Source organism: Paenibacillus methanolicus (assembly GCF_008124765.1).
Lineage (GTDB): Bacteria > Bacillota > Bacilli > Paenibacillales > Paenibacillaceae > Paenibacillus_Z > Paenibacillus_Z methanolicus.
Genome location: NZ_VNHS01000008.1, coordinates 290,447 through 311,957, shown reverse-complemented (window position 1 = coordinate 311,957; position 21,511 = coordinate 290,447). Strand labels below are relative to the sequence as shown.

Annotated in this window: 18 protein-coding genes; 12 read left to right on the top strand and 6 right to left on the bottom strand. The window is 56.9% G+C overall.

Annotated features, from left to right (window positions below; translation table 11 throughout):
* The first annotated feature begins 79 nt into the window (after positions 1-79).
* A complete protein-coding gene (parE, locus tag BCM02_RS21720; protein ID WP_148931231.1) occupies positions 80-2,056 on the top strand; it encodes a DNA topoisomerase IV subunit B in 1,977 nt (658 codons plus the stop codon).
* A 38-nt stretch (positions 2,057-2,094) separates the two neighbouring features.
* Positions 2,095-4,536 (top strand): DNA gyrase subunit A, encoded by a 2,442-nt coding sequence (gene gyrA / locus BCM02_RS21715; protein WP_148931230.1) that lies wholly within the window; start codon positions 2,095-2,097, stop codon positions 4,534-4,536.
* A gap of 13 nt (positions 4,537-4,549) precedes the next feature.
* Here the strand turns inward: gyrA and BCM02_RS35390 are convergent, their stop codons facing one another.
* Positions 4,550-4,717: a hypothetical protein gene (locus BCM02_RS35390; protein ID WP_187434347.1), complete on the bottom strand. Its 168-nt coding sequence runs from the start codon at positions 4,715-4,717 to the stop codon at positions 4,550-4,552.
* A gap of 214 nt (positions 4,718-4,931) precedes the next feature.
* Between BCM02_RS35390 and BCM02_RS21710 the strand changes: the two genes are divergently transcribed.
* On the top strand, positions 4,932-5,336 hold the full coding sequence (locus BCM02_RS21710) for a MarR family winged helix-turn-helix transcriptional regulator (protein ID WP_148931362.1): 405 nt from the start codon (positions 4,932-4,934) through the stop codon (positions 5,334-5,336).
* Between the two features lie 125 nt (positions 5,337-5,461).
* Positions 5,462-6,223 carry a DUF3891 family protein gene (locus BCM02_RS21705; protein WP_148931229.1) on the top strand — a complete coding sequence of 254 codons (762 nt, stop codon included), beginning with the start codon at positions 5,462-5,464 and terminating at the stop codon, positions 6,221-6,223.
* Between the two features lie 92 nt (positions 6,224-6,315).
* Here BCM02_RS21705 and BCM02_RS21700 read toward each other — a convergent pair whose 3' ends face one another.
* From BCM02_RS21700 to BCM02_RS21685, 4 genes are read right to left on the bottom strand one after another with little or no spacing between them, the layout of a single operon-like run.
* Positions 6,316-7,677, bottom strand: coding sequence for a CapA family protein (locus BCM02_RS21700; protein ID WP_246183497.1), 1,362 nt, complete (start codon positions 7,675-7,677; stop codon positions 6,316-6,318).
* The gene (locus BCM02_RS21695; RefSeq protein ID WP_148931228.1) at positions 7,671-8,432 is read right to left on the bottom strand and encodes an RluA family pseudouridine synthase; all 762 of its coding nucleotides are present in this window, start codon (positions 8,430-8,432) and stop codon (positions 7,671-7,673) included. The genes BCM02_RS21700 and BCM02_RS21695 overlap by 7 nt, the downstream gene beginning before the upstream one ends.
* Position 8,433: 1 nt before the next feature.
* Positions 8,434-9,300 carry a class I SAM-dependent methyltransferase gene (locus BCM02_RS21690; protein WP_148931227.1) on the bottom strand — a complete coding sequence of 289 codons (867 nt, stop codon included), beginning with the start codon at positions 9,298-9,300 and terminating at the stop codon, positions 8,434-8,436.
* On the bottom strand, positions 9,287-10,012 hold the full coding sequence (locus BCM02_RS21685) for a response regulator transcription factor (protein ID WP_148931226.1): 726 nt from the start codon (positions 10,010-10,012) through the stop codon (positions 9,287-9,289). The genes BCM02_RS21690 and BCM02_RS21685 overlap by 14 nt, the downstream gene beginning before the upstream one ends.
* Before the next feature lie 114 nt (positions 10,013-10,126).
* Between BCM02_RS21685 and BCM02_RS21680 the strand changes: the two genes are divergently transcribed.
* Positions 10,127-12,238: a sensor histidine kinase gene (locus tag BCM02_RS21680; RefSeq protein WP_148931225.1), complete on the top strand. Its 2,112-nt coding sequence runs from the start codon at positions 10,127-10,129 to the stop codon at positions 12,236-12,238.
* Between the two features lie 3 nt (positions 12,239-12,241).
* Here the strand turns inward: BCM02_RS21680 and BCM02_RS21675 are convergent, their stop codons facing one another.
* Entirely contained in the window at positions 12,242-12,568 is a 327-nt protein-coding gene (locus tag BCM02_RS21675) for a helix-turn-helix domain-containing protein (RefSeq protein ID WP_148931224.1), read from the bottom strand.
* A gap of 146 nt (positions 12,569-12,714) precedes the next feature.
* Here BCM02_RS21675 and BCM02_RS21670 point away from each other — a divergent pair, with 146 nt between their 5' ends.
* The 7 genes from BCM02_RS21670 to BCM02_RS21640 all read left to right on the top strand — a co-directional run bounded on the left by BCM02_RS21670 (position 12,715) and on the right by BCM02_RS21640 (position 21,482).
* A complete protein-coding gene (locus tag BCM02_RS21670; RefSeq protein ID WP_148931223.1) occupies positions 12,715-12,906 on the top strand; it encodes a hypothetical protein in 192 nt (63 codons plus the stop codon).
* A gap of 228 nt (positions 12,907-13,134) precedes the next feature.
* Entirely contained in the window at positions 13,135-14,625 is a 1,491-nt protein-coding gene (araA, locus tag BCM02_RS21665) for an L-arabinose isomerase (protein WP_148931222.1), read from the top strand.
* Positions 14,626-14,849: 224 nt separating this feature from the next.
* Positions 14,850-16,610, top strand: coding sequence for a cache domain-containing sensor histidine kinase (locus tag BCM02_RS21660; protein WP_187434346.1), 1,761 nt, complete (start codon positions 14,850-14,852; stop codon positions 16,608-16,610).
* Positions 16,603-18,168, top strand: coding sequence for a response regulator transcription factor (locus tag BCM02_RS21655; protein ID WP_148931220.1), 1,566 nt, complete (start codon positions 16,603-16,605; stop codon positions 18,166-18,168). The genes BCM02_RS21660 and BCM02_RS21655 overlap by 8 nt, the downstream gene beginning before the upstream one ends.
* 142 nt (positions 18,169-18,310) lie before the next feature.
* Positions 18,311-19,627: an ABC transporter substrate-binding protein gene (locus BCM02_RS21650; protein WP_148931219.1), complete on the top strand. Its 1,317-nt coding sequence runs from the start codon at positions 18,311-18,313 to the stop codon at positions 19,625-19,627.
* Between the two features lie 120 nt (positions 19,628-19,747).
* Complete coding sequence (locus BCM02_RS21645) at positions 19,748-20,641, top strand: carbohydrate ABC transporter permease (protein WP_148931218.1); 894 nt, start codon at positions 19,748-19,750, stop codon at positions 20,639-20,641.
* A gap of 4 nt (positions 20,642-20,645) precedes the next feature.
* Positions 20,646-21,482: a carbohydrate ABC transporter permease gene (locus BCM02_RS21640; RefSeq protein ID WP_148931217.1), complete on the top strand. Its 837-nt coding sequence runs from the start codon at positions 20,646-20,648 to the stop codon at positions 21,480-21,482.
* Positions 21,483-21,511: the final 29 nt, after the last annotated feature.

The window sequence follows — 21,511 nt, the reverse complement described above, 5'->3', positions numbered from 1 at the left end:
CGCCAAGATGTCGAGGGGAGTGCCTCGCGATCGGCGAACCGTGCCAGCAGTCTGCTTTGAACAGATAAGGGGGACGTGTATGACAGAGCAGTTGAATACGTTTGCGGGGGAGGCGACTTCTGCGGCCAATCGCAACTATGACGAAGGCGACATTCAGGTGCTGGAAGGTCTTACCGCTGTCCGTAAACGGCCCGGGATGTACATCGGCAGTACAACCACCTCGGGGCTGCATCATCTCGTCTGGGAGATCGTCGACAACGCGGTCGACGAGCATTTGGCGAAATTTTGCTCCGCGATCGACGTCGTCATCCATAAGGACCAGTCCATCACGGTTCGCGATAACGGCAGGGGGATTCCGACCGGCATGCACAAGACCGGCATCCCTACGCCGCAGGTTGTATTCACGATGCTGCACGCCGGAGGCAAGTTCGGCGGCGGCGGATATAAGAAATCCGGCGGTTTGCACGGCGTCGGCGCATCCGTCACGAACGCGCTCTCCGAATGGCTGGAAGTCGAGATATTCCGGGACGGCAAGATACATAAGCAGCGCTTCGAGTATTGGGTAGACGACGCGGGTAAGGAACATGTCGGCGAGCCGACGACCGGCTTGGTCGTGACGGGCAATACGAACCGGACGGGCACGAAAGTCACGTTCAAGCCCGACGCGCGCGTGTTCCACGGCAATACGACGATCAACTACGAGACGTTATCCGAGCGGCTGCAGGAGATCGCATTCTTGAACTCCGGTCTTAAAGTCACGGTGAAGGACGATCGCGCCGGCAAGGAAGATGTCTTCCACTACGAAGGGGGCGCGCGTCAATTCGTCCAATTCTTGAACGAAGACAAGACGGTGCTGCACGACGTCATTCACTTCGCGTCGGAACGCGACGAGATCGAAGTCGAGATCGCGATGCAGTACAACGACGGCTACACCGAGACGATCGCTTCGTTCGTCAATTCGATTCCGACCCGCGGCGGCGGCACGCACGAGACGGGCTTCAAGACGGCGTTCACCCGCGTCATGAACGATTATGCGCGCAAGACCGCAATGCTGAAGGAGAAGGAAAAGAATCTCGAAGGCAACGATTTGCGCGAAGGCATGATGGCGGTCATCAACATTAAGATGGCGGAGGTCGAATTCGTCGGCCAGACGAAGGACCAGCTCGGCAGCGCAAGCGCGAGAAGCGCCGTGGACGCGGTCGTATCGGACAAAATGCAGGTATTCCTGGAAGAGAATCCGCAAATCGCGCAGCAGCTGGTGAAAAAAGCCGTTCAGGCTTCGCGGGCGCGCGAAGCGGCACGCAAGGCGCGCGACGAGATACGCAGCGGCAAGAAGAAGAGCGAGAGCTCCAATCTCGGCGGCAAGTTGACGCCGGCGCAGTCGAAGGACTATACGCGCAACGAGCTGTTCATCGTCGAAGGCGATTCCGCCGGCGGTTCGGCCAAGCAAGGGCGCGACTCCAAGCATCAAGCGATTCTGCCGCTGAAGGGCAAGCCGATGAACCCGGAGAAGGCGAAGCTCGTCGATATTTTGAAGAACGACGAATACAAAGCGATCATCGCCACGATCGGGGCGGGCGTCGGATCGGAGTTCGACTCGGAATCGTGCAATTACAATAAAATCATCATCATGACGGATGCCGACACGGACGGCGCCCACATTCAGGTGCTGCTGCTGACCTTCTTCTACCGATATATGAAGCCGCTCATCGATATGGGCCGGGTCTACATCGCCCAGCCGCCGCTGTACAAGATCACGCGCAAATCGGGCAAGCTTGAGACGGTTCGCTACGCGTGGACGGACGAACAGCTGCAGAATTATTTGAAGGAATTCGGCAAGCAGTTCGAGCTGCAGCGGTACAAGGGACTCGGCGAGATGAATCCCGATCAATTGTGGGAGACGACGATGAATCCGGAATCGCGCACGCTGCTTCAGGTGCAGATCGAAGACGCTGCCAAAGCAGAGCGCCGCGTGTCCACGCTGATGGGCGACAAGGTCGACCCGCGCAAGCGCTGGATCGTCGAGAACGTCGATTTTACCGATTACGAGGAGTAGGACAGCACCGCAAATAAGGGGTAGGAGTTTGAATCGGCATGAGCAACCTGGAACAATTTTTGCCGGCGTTTCTGGAGGAGGTCGTGGGCGACCGCTTCGGGCGCTATTCCAAATATATTATTCAAGACCGAGCGATTCCCGACGTGCGCGACGGCTTGAAGCCGGTACAGCGTCGTATTCTGTACGCGATGTACGATGCCGGGAATACGCCGGATAAAGCATACCGGAAGTCCGCTAAGACGGTCGGCGACGTCATGGGCAATTATCATCCGCACGGGGACTCCTCGATCTACGAGGGCATGGTGCGGATGGCGCAGCCTTGGAAAATGGCGCATGTGCTCGTGGACGGTCACGGTAACTGGGGTTCCCAGGACGACGATCCGGCGGCGGCCATGCGTTACACCGAGGCCAGACTGTCGCCGATCGCGATGGAGCTGCTACGGGATATCGAGAAACGTACGGTTCTGTTCAAGGACAATTTCGACAATACGACGAAGGAGCCGGTCGTGCTGCCTTCGCGGTACCCGAATCTGCTAGTCAACGGCGTAAGCGGAATTTCGTCCGGCTTCGCGACCGAAATTCCGACCCACAACCTGCGCGAAATCATCGATGCCTGCGTGCTGCTCATGCAGCAGCCGAATACGACGCTCGAGCAGTTGATGTCGATCGTGCGCGGTCCGGATTTCCCGACCGGCGGCCTGATCATGGGCGAGGAAGGCATACGCGACGCGTATACGACCGGCAAAGGGCGCATCTACATTCGGTCGAAAACCGCGATCGAGGATATGAAGGGCGGTCGCCAGCAGATCGTCATTACCGAAATCCCTTACCAAGTCGTCAAGTCGCGGCTGGTGACGGCGATGGAGAATATCCGATTGGAGAAGAAGGTCGAAGGCATTGCCGAGGTGCGCGACGAGAGCGGCCGCAACGGGCTGCGCATCGTCGTCGAGCTGAAGAAAGAAGCGGATGCGCAAGGCATTCTCGCGTATCTCTTCAAGAAGACGGATCTTCAGGTCACGTACAACTTCAATATGGTCGCGATCGTCAATAAAGCGCCGAAACAGCTCGGCTTGCTGGATATTCTAAGCGCCTATATCGCGCACCAGAAGGAAGTCGTCACGTTCCGTACGACGTTCGAGCTGGAGAAGGCCGAAGATCGCGCCCACGTGCTCGAAGGACTCGTCAAGGCGCTCAACATCCTGGACGACGTCATCGCTGCCATCAAAGCGTCGAAGAACCGCCAGGATGCGCAGAACAACTTGGTCGCCAAATTCGGATTTACCGAACGGCAAGCCGATGCGATCTTGACGCTCCAATTGTACCGCTTGACGAATCTCGAGATTACGACGCTCGAGAAAGAGCACAAGGAGATCATGAAGCGGATCGCCTACCTTCGCGGCATTCTCGACAGCGAGAAGAAGCTGATCGGGGTCATCAAGGACGAATTAACCGAGATTCGGGACAAGTTCGGCATCGACCGCAGATCGGATATTCAGGGCGAAGTGGAAGAACTGAAGGTCAATCTGGAAGTTATCGTGCCGGCCGAGGACGTCTTCGTGACGCTCAGCCACGAAGGCTACATTAAGCGGACCTCCAAGCTGTCGTTCACGCGCTCGGGCGGCGAGCTTAGCAATGCGGGCGTCAAGGAAGGCGACGTCATCCGTCACCTGTTGGATGTCAACACGATCGACCAGGTGCTGCTGTTCACGCGCAAAGGACAGTATTACCAGCTGCCGGTCCATCAGATTCCGGAGTTCAAATGGAAGGATACGGGAACGGCCGTCGTCAACGTAATCCCGATGCCGAAGGATGATGCCATCGTAAGCGTCATTCCGGTCAAGGATTTCGAGGAGGCGGGACGCTCGCTCGTGTTCGTCTCCAAGCGGGGGCAGGTCAAGCGGACGGAGCTGAAGGAGTACAAGTCGTCACGTTCGACCGCGATTGCGGCGGTTAAGGTCGGCGAAGGCGACGAGATCATTCGGGTGCTGCCAAGCGACGGCGAGAAGGAGCTGCTGCTCGTTAGCAAGCTCGGCATGAGCATCCGGTTCCCGGAAAGCGAAGTCAACCCGATGGGACGCGTCGCCGGCGGCGTGCGCGGCTTGCAGCTTAAGGACGAGGACGAGGTGGTCGCGGCGGAGCTGGTGACGGGCGATGAAGGCGAAGTGCTTGTCTTGACCGATCTCGGCTACGCGAAGCGCACCTTGCTGATGGATTATATGATTCAGGGGCGGGGCGGCAAAGGCGTCTCGACGTTCGAGTTCAAGGAAGGCAAGCGCGTCAAGCCGAACGGCGAGCGTATCGTCGGCGCCTTCCACTGCAAAGAGGAGCGGGAGCTCGTCATGTTGACGGCAACCGGCGCGCACCTGTCAGCCTCGACGGAGAAAGCGCCGATCGAAGATCGCAGAGGAATGGGCAAGGCGCTCGTTACGGTCGATAAAAAAGACGCCATTCACACCGTGTTCCCACGATGCGGCGTCTGATAATGAAATTGGTTTAATCGAAAGGCATATGGGACTCGTCTCCGCGTTCCATAAGCCGCAACATAAGGTCCAGCACAACCCACAATGGCGCCGGTTCGTCTAGCCGGTCCAGCCATTGTGGGTCTTTTGCGATCGCGGTATTCTTGAGCCTGCGCACCAGTTCGATTTTACGGTCGTCCATTGTCGTCACGCTCCCCTTCCGGTCATTCGAGTCTCGGGTGAATTCGAGTATGCCTCGCAGTCCTCATCACTAACCTATGTCTAACCGTGTCAAATGGTTCTGTATTATAGCGACTCAGGGTACAAAATATTAACCTCGTTAATCTTACATTCGACAATTGATTTTCGTATAATGGTAATAGAGAAGAAATTCGGATCGAAAGCGGGTGGACCCTATCGTTTCTTCAGAGTTTGCGAGATTATGGATGAAGATTTCGAAGGATTGGAAGTCGCATCTGGAAGATGGCCTATCGCCGGCGCTTACGGAGGGGCAGCTTAACGTGCTGGAACTGCTGCTGCAGCATCAACCGATGAAGCCGTCCGATCTGCTGGTTTACCTCGCCACGACGCCGGCGGCGATCACGACGCTGCTCGATCGGATGGAGCGAGGCGGACTCGTCACGCGCAGTCGGGATGACAGCGATCGCCGGATCGTGTGGGTGACGGTCACGGAGAAGGGCGAAGACGAGGCGCGCAGAGGGCTGGAGCTCCGCGATGCGTACATTACGGAGGCGCTGGACAAAATCTCCTCCCATAATCAGCAGCTGCTTGTGTATTTGCTCGGGAAAGTGGCGAATTGAAGCAAACGTAAAAGGGACTAGAGCAGAAGAAACATGGGTTGAGCAATCGGCCGTGTTTCTTTTTTATTCCGGGGAATATGTGTATATAACCGTATAGCTAGATAAGGTAGAAAGGCGGCGGGGACATGATCGTATACGAAAAAGAGGATACGTACGTCTTGATTGCGCAGCAAGACCACGCGCGAATATCGGGCGATCTGATGGCCGCTTGGCAAGAAGAGCTACTCGGAGAACGAATCTCCGAGGTGATACAGGCGGCGTATGAGCATGACCGCAGCTGGGCGGGGCTGGATGTCGATCCGATCTGGAACGACGCGGCGGGTCGGCCTTACTCGTTTCGCGATTTCCCGCCGAATATCCGGTTTCTGCACTATCGGCACGGCATCGACGAGTTGGAGCGAATCAATCCCTATGCGGCGGTGCTGTCAAGCCTGCTGTACACGATGCTGGCGGAGAGGGCGGATACGCCGGAGACGCGCGCGTTTGTCTCGCGGGAGAAGGGGCGGCAAGCGAACATACAGGCCGAATTAGGCCTGTATATGGAAACGCTTCACTATCACTTGAATGCGTTGGTCTTATGCGATGAACTGTCGCTGTTCCTATGCATGGAGCCGCCGGGAACGCCGATCCGGCAGTACGAATGGTTTGCAAGCGGCTTCGTGTATCCGCAGCCGCGCGGCTGCGGCGGGAGACGGATCAAGGCGCAATGGCAAGGCGATCATGTCGTTGTATTAAGCGAAGGGCCTTTCGCCAGACCAGTGGACACCGTCCTCGCTTATAAGGAGGTCTGCAAGGGCGAAACGAAGCAACTGGGGATCGCGGCGGCGTACAAACAGGCCGAGCTAAGAAGCCATCGCGTTCGGTTTCTAGTCGGCGAGGTGAAGTGAACGACAAACGCCCCTTCCGCGATGGAAGGGGCGTTATTTCGAGATCCGCTTCGTTCAAATAACGCGGGATGTCGCAACTGCCGCATGGCGTCCTAAGGCGCTGCAGGCACCGTTACAGGCGCGGCGGACATCGATGCCAGTCTTTGGTCGATCGTTGCTTTCCCGTGCGTCAGGGCGGCATACTCGGCGTTGGAGAGTTCGGGAATTGAACGTTTGGCGATCGTCTCGCCGAGCGGGACGATTCGGTAATGGTTCGCTTTGCCCGTTTTGTATCGGTACACCCAAGTCGGAATCGGTTCGACTTCTTGGATCGTCGTCTTGCCGGTAGCGTGGTCCTTGCGGATGCCAACTTTCATCAGCAATCCATAATCCTTCGTCTCGCCGCGTTGATTCGAGATGAAATTGCCCATGGAGTAGATGATGAGCCCTTTGCGTATCGTGCCGTCTTGTTCCGCTACCTCGACCGTCTCGTAAGGCTGGACGACGTGCGGATGCGCGCCGGCTATAATATCCGCGCCGTGTGCGATCAGCTTGCGCGCGAGCTTCGACTGTTCTTCGGACGGGGAGGTCTGATATTCGGTGCCGAAATGCAGGGCGACCGTAATAAAGTCGGCGCCGGATTCCTTCAGCTTCGCGATGTCGCCAAGCATCTTCTGCTCGTCGATCAAATCCACGGCATATGGCATGGCGTCCGGCAGCGATATGCCGTTCGTGCCGTAGGTATACGCGAGCAAACCCATGCGTATGCCTTTCTTCTCCACGATCGTCAGCTTCTCGGATTCGGCCTTCGAGCGGTATGTGCCTTTCGTGACGAGCTGCTGCGCCTCCAAGGCGGCGAGCGTTCGGCTGATGCCTTCCGCGCCGCGGTCAAGCGAGTGGTTGTTCGCGTTCGTCACGATCGTGAAGCCGGCCCCGCGAAGCGCCTCCGCCAGCTCCGTCGGCGCATTGAACATGGGGAAGCCGGAATAACCGAGCGCCTTGCCTGCAATAGGCGTCTCCAGGTTCGCGAGCGACCAATCCCCTTCTTTAATAATGGCGCGTACGGAATCGAAGTAAGGCGAGAAATCGTACTGTTTGGTCTTGGCATCGTAGTAAGCCGGAAGCTGCGGCATATGCATCATGACGTCGCCTGCCGCAATCCAGGTCGCGTCGGTCGGCGGCGGAATCGGCTCGGATGGCTCGGAAGGGGTGGGGACGCCGGCATTCGCTTCGCCGCCGTTGGCATCGTCAGGGGAGGCCGTGCTGTCGTTCTCTTGAACCGGTTGCTCTCCATTCGCCGCAGCGTCTTGGTTACCAACGTCTTCCTGGCTGTCCGATGGAGCCGAAGCGTCGTTGCGATTATGCCCAGCCCCCTCCGATCCGCTGCCGGGTGAGCGCTCGTCGAACGAACAGCCGGATAGCAAGATCATGAGGACCGCGAAGCAGCAGAAGACGCCGCGAATCGGCTTTACCATGAGGTACCTTTATCCGCCGCCAACATCGATTCGGCGCGTCGCCAGGCTTCATCCGGAAACTGGCTCCACGGCTCGGTCCGCGGCGGCAAGGCGCGGAAGTTCAGCCATTCCTTCGAGACCGGATGATGGACGCCGATCGAGGCGGACCACAGCGCGAGGTCGCGTTCGCCCTTCGCCGGCGGGGCGCCGTATTTGCGGTCGTACGCGAGCGGGCATCCGATACGGGCCATCTGCGCCCGGATTTGGTGCGGCCTTCCGGTGTGCAGCCGGACGACGACGAGAGACAACCCGCCGCGCGTGTCGGCAACATGGTAGTCGAGCACGGCCTCTTTGGCATCCGCCGCGGGACGATCATGCACCGTTACGATATTGCGCGCCGCATCTTTGCTCAAATAATGGCGGAGCGTCGCGCTAGGCTTGGCAGGCGTGCCGTGGACGAGCGCCACGTACATCTTCTCGAAATTGCGCGAGCGGACCGACTCCGACAGTCTTGACGCGGCTTTCGAGGTCTTGGCGAAAACCATAACGCCGCCCACGGGGCGGTCCAAACGATGGACAAGCCCGACAAATACATTGCCGGGCTTGTTATAGCGGACCTTCAAGTCATCCTTCAGCAGCGTTACCATGTCCGGCTCGCCCGTCTCGTCCGCCTGCGACAGGATGCCCGGCGATTTGAGCACGACCAGCAGATGATTATCCTCGTGAAGAACGGGAAGGAGAGGCGCTGCCGCCTCCCGGTTCATGTCCGCGTTCATTTTATTTCGCCTCCCAGCGACCCAGGATACCGCACGGCAGGTGCAAACCGCTTGCCGTGATCGGCAATCCGATTTCGCCGCAATTGATCGTTCCGCCGAACTTGCGTCCGACCGTCATATGCAGCAGGTTGTGCAGCACAGAGTGGGACAGGCCCGTCGTATACGAGTTCACGAGCACGAAGAGGGGATTCGGCGACAGGATCGTCGTGCAGAATTCGAGAAACGGGAACAAGTTTTCCTCGAGCTTCCACATTTCGCCGTTCGGACCGCGCCCGTAAGACGGGGGATCCATGATGATCGCGTCGTACTGGCGGCCGCGGCGCTGCTCGCGTTGCACGAATTTGAACACGTCGTCCGTTATGTAGCGGATCGGTTGATTCTCCAGGCCCGACAGCTGCGCGTTCTCCTTCGCCCACTGCACCATTCCCTTGGACGCGTCGACATGACATACTTCGGCGCCGGCGGCCGCAGCCGCGACGGTGGCGCCGCCGGTGTAGGCGAACAAGTTGAGGACGCGGATCGGACGGTCCGCATTGCGGATTTTGTCCATCATCCAGCTCCAGTTGACCGCTTGCTCGGGGAACAGGCCGGTATGCTTGAAGCTGGTGGGACGAATGTGGAACTTAAGCTCTTTGTATCCGATGGTCCAGCGATCCGGCATCTTCGTGCGGAACTCCCATTGCCCGCCGCCGGAAGAACTGCGGTGGTAATGGCCATCGGCATTGCGCCAACGCGCGGAATCATGGACGATCGGCCAGATGACCTGAGGGTCCGGACGCCGTAGGACATAGTTGCCCCAGCGTTCCAGTTTATCTCCTTCCCCAGTGTCAAGCAGCTCGTAGTCGTTCCATTGATCAGCGATATACATGCGAAATTCCTTCCTTGTGTTGAAATTTATACCCGACGCCCCTCACGGTCACGATGTAGGTCGGGTTGGCCGGGTCCGGCTCGATTTTCTTGCGCAGGTTGCTGACGTGCACCATCAGCGTTCGCGTGTCGCCCATGCTGTCCGCGCCCCAGACGAGATTGTACAGCTCGTCGAGCGGGAACGCCCGGTTCGGCGATTGCGCCAGGCAGAGCAGGAGGTCGTATTCTTTGGCGGACAGATTCACTTCCGTCTCTTGCACGCGCACCGTGCGGCCCATCATATCGATGACGAGGCCGTCCATGGCGAGCACGTCGACTTGTTTGCGCTCCGGGCGCCAGTCCGGGTTGGACTGGCGGCGCAAATGCGCCTTGACCCGCGCCACCAGTTGGCTCGGGCTGAATGGTTTCGTGATATAATCGTCGCCGCCGACTTCCAGACCGTGTATAATGTCGGTATCGTCGCTCATGCAGCTTAGGAATAAAATGGGGACGCCGGATTCATTCCGGATGCGTTTGCACACTTCGATGCCGTCCAAGCTCTTGAGCTGGATATCCAGTATGATTAAATCCGGCTTGACCGTATGGGCCAGCCGAAGCGCATCTTCCCCGTTATCCGCCGAGTCTACGTCAAAACCGTCTTTCTCCAAATAAAGGGTTATCAGCTCGGTAATGTCCGGCTCGTCATCGACAACCAATATTCTGTTTCCGTTCATTCCAGTTTTCCTCCCCAGGGCCATTCCGACCGGCGCAGGCATTGTAAGCGCCTATAGTCCTGCTTCATCGCTTATTATAGCGAATGGAAGGAGTACCTAGCAACGAACGATTTTATGGAGGGAAGACCTATTCGGCGCTATCGTCTTATTTTGTTCATTCTCGTGATTGTCCAAACGCTGGTAGCCGGATGCGCCGCCAAGCCCTCCGCCACGCCGCCAGTAGCCAAGGAAGGCGTCATCGACCTAAGAAGCTGGTCGTTCTTGGATCAGGGCAGCCTTAATCTGTCGGGTGAATGGGCGCTGTTCGACCATCGGTTGCTCGGCCCGGTAGAAGCCGCTTACCAACCCGAATCCTCCGTCGCGTACGCGGCCGTGCCGCAGTCGTGGAACAGCTATCCGGCATCGTTCGGGCTGCAAAGCGGCGAAGGGTATGCCACCTACCGGCTAAAGGTGCTGCTGACGCCGAGCGATAAGCTGCTGGCTATTCGGGTGCCGAACATCTTCAGCGCGTACAAGCTGTGGGTCGACGGCAGATTGCTCGCGCGCGAAGGCGAAGTCGGCCGCAGCCGGGCCGATTCCGAAGCAAGGCAGCAGCCGCGCATTATTACGCTTGAGGGCGACCGCGGCGAACTGCAGCTGACCGTCCAAGTGTCCAACTTCCAGCACCGTAAAGGCGGCATCTGGGTTGATCTGAGGATGGGGACGAACGATGCGATCACCAAGAGCCAGATGCGGACAACCATCCAAGAGATGACCATTCTCGGCAGCTTGGTCATCATCGGGTTGTTCCATCTGGGCTTGTACGCATTTCGCCGTCAAGAGAAATTCACTTTGTATTTCGGTTTGCTCTGCTTGTACGTGGCGGCCCGCACAAGCGTGACCGGCAATATGTACCTCATTCAGATGTTCCCGGGGATCGATTGGGAGACCGCGATGAAGATCGAGTATATCTCGTTCGGGTTCAGCGCGGTGACGGGCATCCTTTATATCGGCGGTTTGTTCCCGAAAGAGATGCACCGGCGGGTCGGTCCTGTCGTCATTGGCATCGGAGTGTCCATTTGCGCGTTCGTGCTTGTCATGCCGTCGATCGTCTATTCCAAAACCGTTGCCGCCATCCAGCTGTTCGTGGTATTAGGCAGCTTGTATATTCTGCTCGTGCTATGGCGGGCGTTGTTCAGGAAGAGGGAAGGCGCGGGATTTATTCTCGTGGGAGTAGCGGTGTTCGTGGCGACGATCATCAATGACATTTTGTTTTATAATGAAATGTTGGTTCGTACCCAGTTGGTGCCGATCGGTCTCTTCTTCTTTATGCTCATGCAGTCGTTCATTATATCCAGCCGGTTCTCGAACGCGCTACGCGGGGTAGAGCAAGCCTCCGCCGAGCTGCGCGAGCTGAACATGTATTTGGAAGAGCGAATCGCGGAGCGAACCGAGGAGCTGCGGAGCGCGAACGAATCGTTAGCTTGCTCCAACCGGGAACTCGCGAGGTCCGAAGCATCGCGCAGGCAGCTGATGACGAATATCTCCCATGATCTGCGGACGCCGATCACGCTGCTTCAAGGTTACTTGGAGGCGATGCGGGACGGCGTCGTGAACACGGAGGAGCAGCAGAACCGCTACGTACGCATGATGCTTGGCAAAGTGCAGGGATTAAGCCGGCTCATTCAGGATCTGTTCGAGCTGACGCGGCTTGAATCGGGACAGCTGAAGTTGCATTATACGGAAGTGACGATGGAAAGTTGGATGGGATCGTTAAGAGAGCAGTACGAGATGGATGTACGGACAAGAGGGATCGGCTTCGAATGCCGGTTTGAAGAGGGCGCAGAGACGGACGAGGATGGCAGGGCCGTGCATCCGGACCGCATTACGCTTCAACTGGACCAGCAGCGCATGGAGCGGGTGATGGCCAATCTCATTTATAATGCGGTCAAATATACGGCGCCGAACGGCAAGATAACGCTTTCCTTTTCTTATAGCCAAGCGACCAACGAAGCGATCGTGAAGGTCATCGACACGGGAGAAGGCATCGAAGCGACGCACCTGCCCTTTATATTCGACCGGTTCTATAAGAAGGATGCCGCGCGCAATTCGGCGGATGGCGGAAGCGGTCTGGGCCTTGCGATCGCCAAGGAAATCGTCGAGGCGCATTTCGGCAAAATGGGCGCCGAGAGCGAGCCTGGCGTTGGAACGACGATCTGGCTTTCGCTGCCGGTGACGGATTGGTAGCGGTTACTCCGCTTGGCGGATGACGGCCATCATGCGGTCGATCGACTGCTTGCGTTTGTCCTGATCCATGCTGTTCAATATCCGGATGATTTCAAGTGCTTCGGGCATCATCTGGGTGTCGGGTTTAGTCGATTGCTCGCCGCCAATAATGTAATCCAGCGAGACATTGAACAAGACGGCCAGCTTCTTCAATGTTTCGTAAACCGGCTGACGATTGTTGATCTCATAGTGGCTGTAGGCCGAACGGGTAATGCCGATTTGCTTCGCCACTTCTTCCTGCGAAATGTTCTTTCGCAGCCGCAGCTCTCTTAAACGATCTCCCATCGTCATGTTAATTTCTCCTTACGCTCTGTACTGACTGCTAGAGCTGGTGATTCGGCGGGCGTAATACTCTACTACTAGTAATTTATGATACAAAGTGTATCAATGTCAAGTGCGTACACGGAAATTATGTAAAGAAGGGGCGGATTTGCGCCATGATTCTGGTATTTACGTGCGAGTGCGGCAATCGCGTTGATTTTCATGCGTTTGGCGACCGGGATGAACATGGAAGACAATGGCTGGAATCGGAGGATGACGACCGGTTGACGCTGCGCCGAGGCGAAGACGGCGTCGTTTTCGCGTGTACGTTTTGTAAAGAAACGTATCGGCTGCAAGCGGAAAAATAACTAGTCCTAAAGACCTGCTTGGTTGACGCTCAACCAACATGAAGATTCCTCTTGAAAAAGTACGGGCGAAGTCGTACAATAAACTCATTAAGTTGTACGTACAAGTTGAACGAATGCAACGGTGATTACTCGATAATGGTTATGACAACTGCAATGTTCATCTCACGTGCAACATACAATGATTATAATTGTTCGTACAAGTTATGCTTATTTAGGAGGAGATTATTCATGTTAACCGTAAAACCTTATCAGTTTTGGTTCGTGACAGGCAGCCAGCATTTGTACGGTCCGGAGACGCTTCTTGAAGTAGCGGAGCATTCGAAGGTCATCGCGCAAGGTCTTGACCGCGATGAATCGATTCCGTTCCCGGTCGCGTTCAAGCAAGTCGTGACGACGCCGGATGAAATTACGAGGGTGCTCGCGGCCGCCAACGCCGACGAGAATTGCGCGGGCATCATCACATGGATGCACACGTTCTCGCCTGCGAAAATGTGGATCGCCGGTCTCGCGCAGCTGCGCAAGCCGCTCCTCCATCTGCACACGCAATTCAACCGCGATATTCCATGGGACAGCATCGACATGGATTTTATGAATACGAACCAATCGGCGCACGGCGACCGCGAATACGGTTTCATCGGCGCGCGCATGAACGTTGCCCGCAAAGTCGTCGTCGGCTATTGGGAAGACGCCGAAGCGAGAGGCCGCATCGCAGGCTGGATGCGCACCGCCGTGGCGGCCGTCGAGAGCCGTTCGCTGAAAGTCGCGCGCTTCGGCGATAACATGCGCCAAGTAGCCGTTACCGAAGGCGACAAGGTCGAGGCTCAAATCAAATTCGGTTGGTCGATTAACGGTTACGGCATCGGCGATCTCGTCGCGCGCATGGCCGCTTTCTCGGAGGCGGACGTCGACGCGCTGGCAGCCGAATACGAGAAGTCTTACGATATCGCCGCTGAGATCCGCAACGACGCGGACCGTTGGGAATCGATCCGCGAACAAGCGCGCATCGAGCTGGGCATGAAGTCGTTCCTGGAAGAAGGCGGCTTCACGGCATTCACGACGACGTTCGAGGACCTGCACGGCATGAAGCAGCTCCCGGGTTTGGCGGTACAGCGCTTAATGGAGCAGGGCTACGGCTTCGGCGGAGAAGGCGACTGGAAAACGGCTGCATTAACGCGCCTGATGAAAGTCATGGCCGGCAATAAGCTGACATCCTTCATGGAAGACTACACCTACCACTTCGAGCCGGGCAACGAAATGATCCTCGGCGCCCACATGCTGGAGGTCTGTCCGACGATCGCGGCGAACCGTCCGCGTCTGGAAGTGCACCCGCTCGGCATTGGCGGCAAAGCAGACCCTGCGCGCATGATCTTCGACGGCCGCAGCGGCCAAGCGGTGAACGCGTCGCTGATCGATCTAGGCCACCGGTTCCGTCTGATCGTTAACGTCGTCGATGCCGTTCAGCCGGACCGCGATATGCCGAATCTTCCGGTCGCGCGCGTACTATGGAAGCCGCAGCCTTCGTTGAACGTCTCGGCGGAAGCATGGATCCACGCCGGCGGCGCGCACCATACGGTGCTCTCGTACGCGATTACGGCCGAACAGCTCATCGACTGGGCGGAGCTGGCCGGCATCGAAGTCGTCATCATCGACAACGCGACGCAAGTGAACGCGTTCCGCAACGAGCTTCGCCTCAACGATATGTTCTGGCGGATGCGCTAGCCGGTGATTCTTTCCGCTAGGCGACCGGTTTTATTCATCTTGTGAAGCATGACGCAACACCGCACTGGCGATCATTGGCACGTCCCGGCTCCCCGGGACGTCTTTTTTTTTTGCGCCGCGCGTGTCGGCCCATTGGCACCTCCTCTTGTACGTACATTTCATGTATAATGAACGCGGTTACGTTTCGCGGGGAGCGGGACTTCAAGCAGAAAGGGGACGGCTCATTGGTCACGTTGAAAGCGCTTTACATGAATCTTCGCATCAAATACAAATTAATCGCGCTCATCACGGCGGTCATGCTGCTCGTCTGCTTGCTGATGCTGATCGTGCAGCAGTACGCCTTCGAGAAGTACGACGAGGAGCTGTATCGTCAGTCGGCCCAATCGCTCGGACTGACGGCGGCGGGCATCGAGAGCGAGCTGCAGAAGATGGAGCGGCTATCCTACAGGCTGGCGACCGACGGCACGCTGCAGTCTTATTTGAACAAAATCAAGCAGGCGGGGACGGAATACGACCGTTTCGTCATCGCCGATTATATTCAGACGCGGATGCTGGAGATCGGCGGCATGGAGAAATACGTGCTATCGATCCAGATGACCGATTATTACGGCAAAGAATACGCGGCGGGAACGAAGCTGGTCACGTCATCGCCCGAGCGCATCCGCATGCTGAAGAAGGAGACGGAGCCGAACAAAGGAGGAAACACCTGGATATTGCCGGATGAGGAAGACCGTACGCTGAGCTCGGCTCGGCTCATCCGCTCCTATCAGGAATTGGAGCTGGCGCCGCTTGGCGTCATGACCGTGCGCATCGATATGGAAGGGCTGTTTCATGATTACTTGAACAAGGCAGGCGGCCTCGAGAATATGGAGCTCTATATTATGAAGGACGGTCACTCTATCTTCCCGGCGCTCGAAACGGACGAAGAGAGTAAGCTGAATGAGTTCATCGCGGGCAAGCAAGGTTATACGACGGCCGGCATCGACGGAAATCGGTATTTCGTCGCGTACGTCCCGTCTTCGAATACGAACTGGACGTATATGACGCTTATCCCGTACGACACGATCTTCGAGCGGGTCGCCGCCGTCAAGCGCGCGGTGCTGCTGCTGCTCGCGGCGCTGTTCGTCATGGCCGTCATCTTATCGGTCCGGTTCTCTAAGGGAATCACCGGACCGATCGAGCGTTTGAACCTGAAGATGAAACGGGTACAGCTTGGCCATTTTGACGCTTGGGAAGATGAAGACGACAAGCAAATTCCGATGGACGAGGCCGGCCAGCTGCACCGCAATTTCCGCATGATGGTCCAGCGCATCGACGATTTGATCACAGAGAATTACGTCAAGCAACTCGCGATCAAGGAGAGCGAGTTCAAGGCGCTTCAAGCGCAAATCAACCCGCACTTCCTGTACAATACGCTGGAGACGATCAATTGGACGGCCAAAATGAACCGGCAGCGGTCCATCTCGCAAATGGTGGAGTCGCTTGGCTTCCTGCTGCGCAGCTCGATCACTATCAAGGAGCCGCTGATTCAGCTGAAGGACGAGCTGGACATCGTGTCCCACTATGTCACGATTCAACGAATCCGATTCGAGGAACGGCTTGATTTTCAACTGGACGTGCCGGACGAATACCAGACGACGATGATTCCGAAACTTTCGCTGCAGCCGCTAGTCGAGAACGCGGTGAATTACGGGGTGGAACATATGCTGGAGCCTTGCCGCATCCGCATACGCGCTTGGCATGAGGCCGGCCGGCTGCTGATCGTCGTCGAGGATACCGGACCGGGAATGGACGCCGGGATTTTGGCAGGATTGAAATCGGGCGACGTACGGCCGAAAGGTTCGGGCGTGGGCATGCGGAATATCGACGACCGGATTAAACTTTTGTTCGGGGATGTCTATGGATTGCAAGTGGATAGCGAACGCGGCGCCGGCACGACGATTACGATGGCGCTGCCGTATGAGCGGAGGGATGAACATGTATAAGGTGCTGTTGGTGGACGATGAACGCATTATTTTGGAAGGCATATCCGCGATCGTGGATTGGGAAGGAACCGGGACGCGCCTGGCCGGCACGGCTAGGAACGGCGTGGAGGCGTTGGCGGCGATCGAGCGCGATCGGCCGGACATCGTGATTACCGATATCCGGATGCCGGGCATGGATGGCTTGCAGCTCGTCGAGAAGGTGACGGAGAACGAAGACGACGCGCCAGCGTTCATCGTCCTATCCGGCTTCGGGGATTTCGATTATGCGCGCAAGGCGATGCGGTTCGGGGTCAAGCATTATTTGCTCAAGCCGTGCAACGAGGAGACGATTGCGCAATCGCTTCGGGATATCGTTCGCGAACTGGACAAGCGGCGCAACCGCGACCAGTTTCTGGTCGGAATGGAGACCGAGCTGAACAAAGTCATACCGCATGCGAAGGCGCAGTTCCTGAAGGAACTGGTCACGAACAAAACCTACGGTAAACGGGACTGGGACGAATATGCGAGATTGTTCGGCCTTACGCTGGGCAGCGAGCCGGTTTGTCTGCTTCTGATGCAGGTCGAGGGCGACATAGAGTATGAGCACTTGTTCGCGCTGCTGAACATCGCGCAGGATCTGCTCGCGGAGGAACCGCCTCTGCTCGGGGCGACCATCGGCAAGCAGGTACTCCTACTCGTGCCAAGCCCTGCGGAAACGGACCGGTTGCGGGCGAGCATCGCCGACATCGCACGCACGTTCAAAGGCTTCTATAAAAAGGAGGTCACGTCCGCGCTAAGCGATCCGGGCGATATTACGGGCGCCAGAAGGATGTACCGGGACACGCTGGCTTGTCTCGAGCACCGCTTCTACGTTGGGGAAGGCACGCTGATCATGAAGCAGGACTTAGCCGATTATGCGGAGCAGCCAATGCAGGAGCCGTTCCTATATGACGAGGAGCGGCTCTGCCTGCTCGTCAAATCCGGCCGATGGAGCGAGACGGAAGCCGAGTTGGCCGCGTTGTTCGATTCGCTCGCGCAACAGCGGATGGACACGACGATGACCAAGTCGTACCTCATCCCAATCTACGTCGCGGTCGCGCGACAAGGCGATCCGAACCGGATGAAAGATTGGCTGACCTCGCTCGGGAAGCTGGAGGGCATGGACACGCTGCACGCGGTTCGCGAATTCATGTACGCCGCGGCCAAGGAAGCATGCAGCTTTAATTTCGAACGATATCGGAACAAGTATTCCGACATGATTCGGCGCATGTTGGAGGTCATCGAAGCGAATCTCGCGAATCCGCAGCTCTCTCTTCACTGGGTTGCCGGCGAAGTGCTCTATATGAACGCGGATTATCTCGGGAAGTTGTTCAAGAAGGAGATCGGCGACAAATTTTCCTCCTATGTCATGAAAAGGCGAATGGAACAGGCGATCGCGCTGATCGAAGAGGCGGAGGACGTGCGCGTGTTCGAACTTGCGGAACGGCTCGGTTTTGGCGATAATCCCCAATACTTCTCCCAAGTGTTCAAGAAATATACGGGAATGTCCCCCTCGGAATATAAACGTTCGCCTGTATAAACATGTCATAATCCCGTTGTCGAAACCTCTGTTTTTTGAACAACGGGAGCGGTTTTTTGCATTCCGCAAGCGCTTACGCCCCGCTACAATTGTAAATGTAAGGGTTAACATTTCAAGCGCATGCATGAAAGGGGATCGTTAGATGAAAAAGCTATCGACGCTCTTGGTGGCGGCTACGCTCGTAGTTTCATTGGCAGCTTGCGGCAACGGCAACAATGCGGGCTCGAACGCGCCGAACGACGGAACGGATTCCGGAGGAGCGGCAGACTCGTCCAAGCCGGTCACGCTCCGCATGGCCTGGTGGGGGTCGCAGCCTCGGCACGATTACACGCTGAAGGTTATCGAAATGTACCAAAAGGAACATCCGAACGTAAAGATCGAACCGGAATACGCCAACTTCGACGACTACTGGAAGAAGCTTGCGCCGCAAGCGGCGGCGAACGAACTGCCGGACATCGTACAGATGGATATCTCGTATTTGGCGCAGTACGGCCAGAAGGGTCAACTGGAAGATTTGACGCCTTATCTGGGCAACGGCATCGATACGACGAACATTTCGGATAACTCGATCTCCGGCGGCAAGCTGGGCGACAAGCTTTATGGTTTCAACATCGGCGTTAATACGGTCAACTTCCAATACGACCCTGAGCTCTTGAAGAAGCTGGGCGTCGAGAAGCCAGGCGAAGATTGGACGTGGGACGACTACTTCGCGATGGCGAGCAAGGCCAAGGACGCGGGACTTTACTTCGACAACGGCTTCCGTCCGGAAGTATTCTTCGGCTACTACCTGCGTTCGAAAGGCCAGCACTTGTACAACGCGGAAGGCACGGCGCTTGGCTACGAGGACGACAAGCTGTTCATCGATTTCTTCGGGCCCCTCGCGAATCTGGTCAAGGACGGACATACGCCGCCGCCGGACGTCAAAGCGCAGATCAAAGGGCTCGAGGACGACATGATGGTCAAGAACAAGCAGGTCGGCATCTGGCAGTGGACGAACCAGTTCGTCGCGATCCAGCAAGTAGCGAACCGTCCGCTCGAGATGGCGCATATGCCGGGTCCGGGCCGCAAAGAAGGTCTCTACCTGAAACCTTCCATGTACTTCTCGGTATCGAAAAACTCGGAGCACAAAGAAGAAGCGGCGAAGTTCATCGACTTCTGGGTCAACAACGTCGAAGCGAACAAATTGATCAAAGGCGACCGCGGCGTGCCGGTCAACAGCGCGGTAGCGGACGCGATCAAGCCGACGCTTGATCCGGCGCAAGTGCAAGTATTCGACTATGTCACGTGGGCGCAGGAGAACAGCAGCCCGATGGATCCGCCGGATCCGGTCGGAACGGCGGAGATCATCAAGCTCTTCTCCGGCCTGGGCGAGCAAATGGACTTCCAGAAGCTGTCGGTGGAAGAAGCGGCGAAACAATTCCGCAAAGAAGCGAACGCCATCTTGGCGAAAAACAAATAACGCATTCAGCAAACCGCATACATGGGGTTAGGGCGGCCGGTCATCAGGGCGGGCTGCTCTCTTTCCCATACGCAAAAAGCGGCTTAGAGAAGGTCAGAATCTGGGATTGGGAGTGGTAGCATGCGAGTCGCCTGGAAAAACCAGCTGACCGGTTATGCCTTTATTAGTCCGTTCGTTATCGGTTTTCTCGTCTTTATTCTCGTTCCGTCCTGCGTGTCGCTTTATCTTTCGTTCACGAGCTACGATTTGTTCACGTCGCCCCGTTGGATCGGGCTGGACAACTACAAAGAAATGTTTTTTGAGGACAGCAAATACTGGCAGTCGCTGAAGGTGACGCTCATCTACGTGTTCATGGGCGTTCCGCTGCGTCTTGCTTTCGCCCTCGCGATCGCCATGCTTCTCAATACGGCAGCCAAAGCGGTCGGGGTATATCGTACCATTTATTATTTGCCATCGATTATCGGCGGCAGCGTCGCGGTCTCCATCATGTGGCGCAACATTTACGGCGACGAGGGCATCATCAACGGCCTGCTGAATTTCTTCGGCGTGGACAGCGTACGCTGGTTCGCCGAACCGTTCGCGGCCTTGTGGATGCTCATCTCGCTGTCCGTCTGGCAGTTCGGTTCGTCGATGCTCATCTTCCTGGCCGGTCTCAAGAACATTCCAAGCGAGCTGTACGAAGCGGCGGGCGTGGACGGAGCAGGCGCGGTGCGCCGGTTCTTCAGCATTACGCTCCCGATGCTGACGCCGATCATGCTCTTCAATACGATTCTGCAGACGATCGGGGCCTTCCTGACGTTTACGCCTGCGTACATTATCTCCAAGGGCGAAGGCGGTCCTCTCGACGGCACGCTGCTGTACTCGCTCTATCTGTTCCGTCAAGGATTCGTGTATTTCGATATGGGCTACGCATCCGCGATGGCATGGGTGATGCTGATCATCGTCGCGATCTTCACGGCGATCCTGTTCGCCACTTCGAAATTCTGGGTTCATTACGAATCGAAGGAGGGCTAACGCCATGCGATATAAACCGTTGAAGTGGACGCTCTATCATGTCATCGCCGCTGGCGGCGCCCTGCTGATGGTCTATCCGGTCATTTGGCTGCTGATGAGCTCGTTCAAGCCGAGCGCGCAAATTTTCCAGACGGCCGGCTCGCTCATCCCGTCCGAATGGATATGGACGAATTACTCCCAAGGTTGGCAAGGTATCGGGGGATACGGCTTCGGCACGTTCATCAAAAACTCGCTCGTGCTCGTCGTCTTGGCGACGATCGGCGCGGTGCTCTCTTCCGCGTTCGTCGCGTTCGGCTTCGCGCGGCTGAAGTTTTTCGGCAGCTCGTTCTGGTTTGCCATCATGATGGTCACGCTCATGCTGCCGCATGACGTGACGCTCGTGCCGCAGTATATTATGTTCGCGAAGATGGATTGGCTGAACTCGATCAAGCCGATCGTCGTGCCCGCTTACTTCGGCGCGCCGTTCTTCATCTTCCTAATGATCCAATTCATCCGTACGATACCGTCCGAGCTCGACGAGGCGGCGACGATCGACGGCTGCGGCAAATTCCGACTGTTCTACCGCATCATCATTCCGCTCATCGCGCCGGCGCTCGCCACCGCTTCGATCTTCTCGTTCTACTGGCGTTGGGAGGATCTGATCGGACCGGTACTGTATCTGAACAAACCGAGCATGTACCCGGTATCGATGGCGCTCAAAATGTATCTTGACGCCGACACGCTCTCCAACTGGGGCGCGATGTTCGCGATGTCGATCGTCAGTCTCGTTCCGGTCGTCGCCGTGTTCTTCGCTTTCCAGAAGCATATCGTCGAAGGGATCAGCACAAGCGGACTGAAGTAGTCACGCAAGCACATGAAATGGATATCCGA

Excerpts from the sequence above, each read along its gene's own strand:
- parE (WP_148931231.1), top strand. The coding sequence starts at position 80 with ATGACAGAGCAGTTGAATACGTTTGCGGGGGAGGCGACTTCTGCGGCC.
- gyrA (WP_148931230.1), top strand. The coding sequence starts at position 2,095 with ATGAGCAACCTGGAACAATTTTTGCCGGCGTTTCTGGAGGAGGTCGTG.
- BCM02_RS35390 (WP_187434347.1), bottom strand. The coding sequence starts at position 4,717 with ATGGACGACCGTAAAATCGAACTGGTGCGCAGGCTCAAGAATACCGCG.
- BCM02_RS21705 (WP_148931229.1), top strand. The coding sequence starts at position 5,462 with ATGATCGTATACGAAAAAGAGGATACGTACGTCTTGATTGCGCAGCAA.
- BCM02_RS21700 (WP_246183497.1), bottom strand. The coding sequence starts at position 7,677 with ATGGTAAAGCCGATTCGCGGCGTCTTCTGCTGCTTCGCGGTCCTCATG.
- BCM02_RS21695 (WP_148931228.1), bottom strand. The coding sequence starts at position 8,432 with ATGAACGCGGACATGAACCGGGAGGCGGCAGCGCCTCTCCTTCCCGTT.
- BCM02_RS21690 (WP_148931227.1), bottom strand. The coding sequence starts at position 9,300 with ATGTATATCGCTGATCAATGGAACGACTACGAGCTGCTTGACACTGGG.
- BCM02_RS21685 (WP_148931226.1), bottom strand. The coding sequence starts at position 10,012 with ATGAACGGAAACAGAATATTGGTTGTCGATGACGAGCCGGACATTACC.
- BCM02_RS21680 (WP_148931225.1), top strand. The coding sequence starts at position 10,127 with ATGGAGGGAAGACCTATTCGGCGCTATCGTCTTATTTTGTTCATTCTC.
- BCM02_RS21675 (WP_148931224.1), bottom strand. The coding sequence starts at position 12,568 with ATGACGATGGGAGATCGTTTAAGAGAGCTGCGGCTGCGAAAGAACATT.
- BCM02_RS21670 (WP_148931223.1), top strand. The coding sequence starts at position 12,715 with ATGATTCTGGTATTTACGTGCGAGTGCGGCAATCGCGTTGATTTTCAT.
- araA (WP_148931222.1), top strand. The coding sequence starts at position 13,135 with ATGTTAACCGTAAAACCTTATCAGTTTTGGTTCGTGACAGGCAGCCAG.
- BCM02_RS21655 (WP_148931220.1), top strand. The coding sequence starts at position 16,603 with ATGTATAAGGTGCTGTTGGTGGACGATGAACGCATTATTTTGGAAGGC.
- BCM02_RS21650 (WP_148931219.1), top strand. The coding sequence starts at position 18,311 with ATGAAAAAGCTATCGACGCTCTTGGTGGCGGCTACGCTCGTAGTTTCA.
- BCM02_RS21645 (WP_148931218.1), top strand. The coding sequence starts at position 19,748 with ATGCGAGTCGCCTGGAAAAACCAGCTGACCGGTTATGCCTTTATTAGT.
- BCM02_RS21640 (WP_148931217.1), top strand. The coding sequence starts at position 20,646 with ATGCGATATAAACCGTTGAAGTGGACGCTCTATCATGTCATCGCCGCT.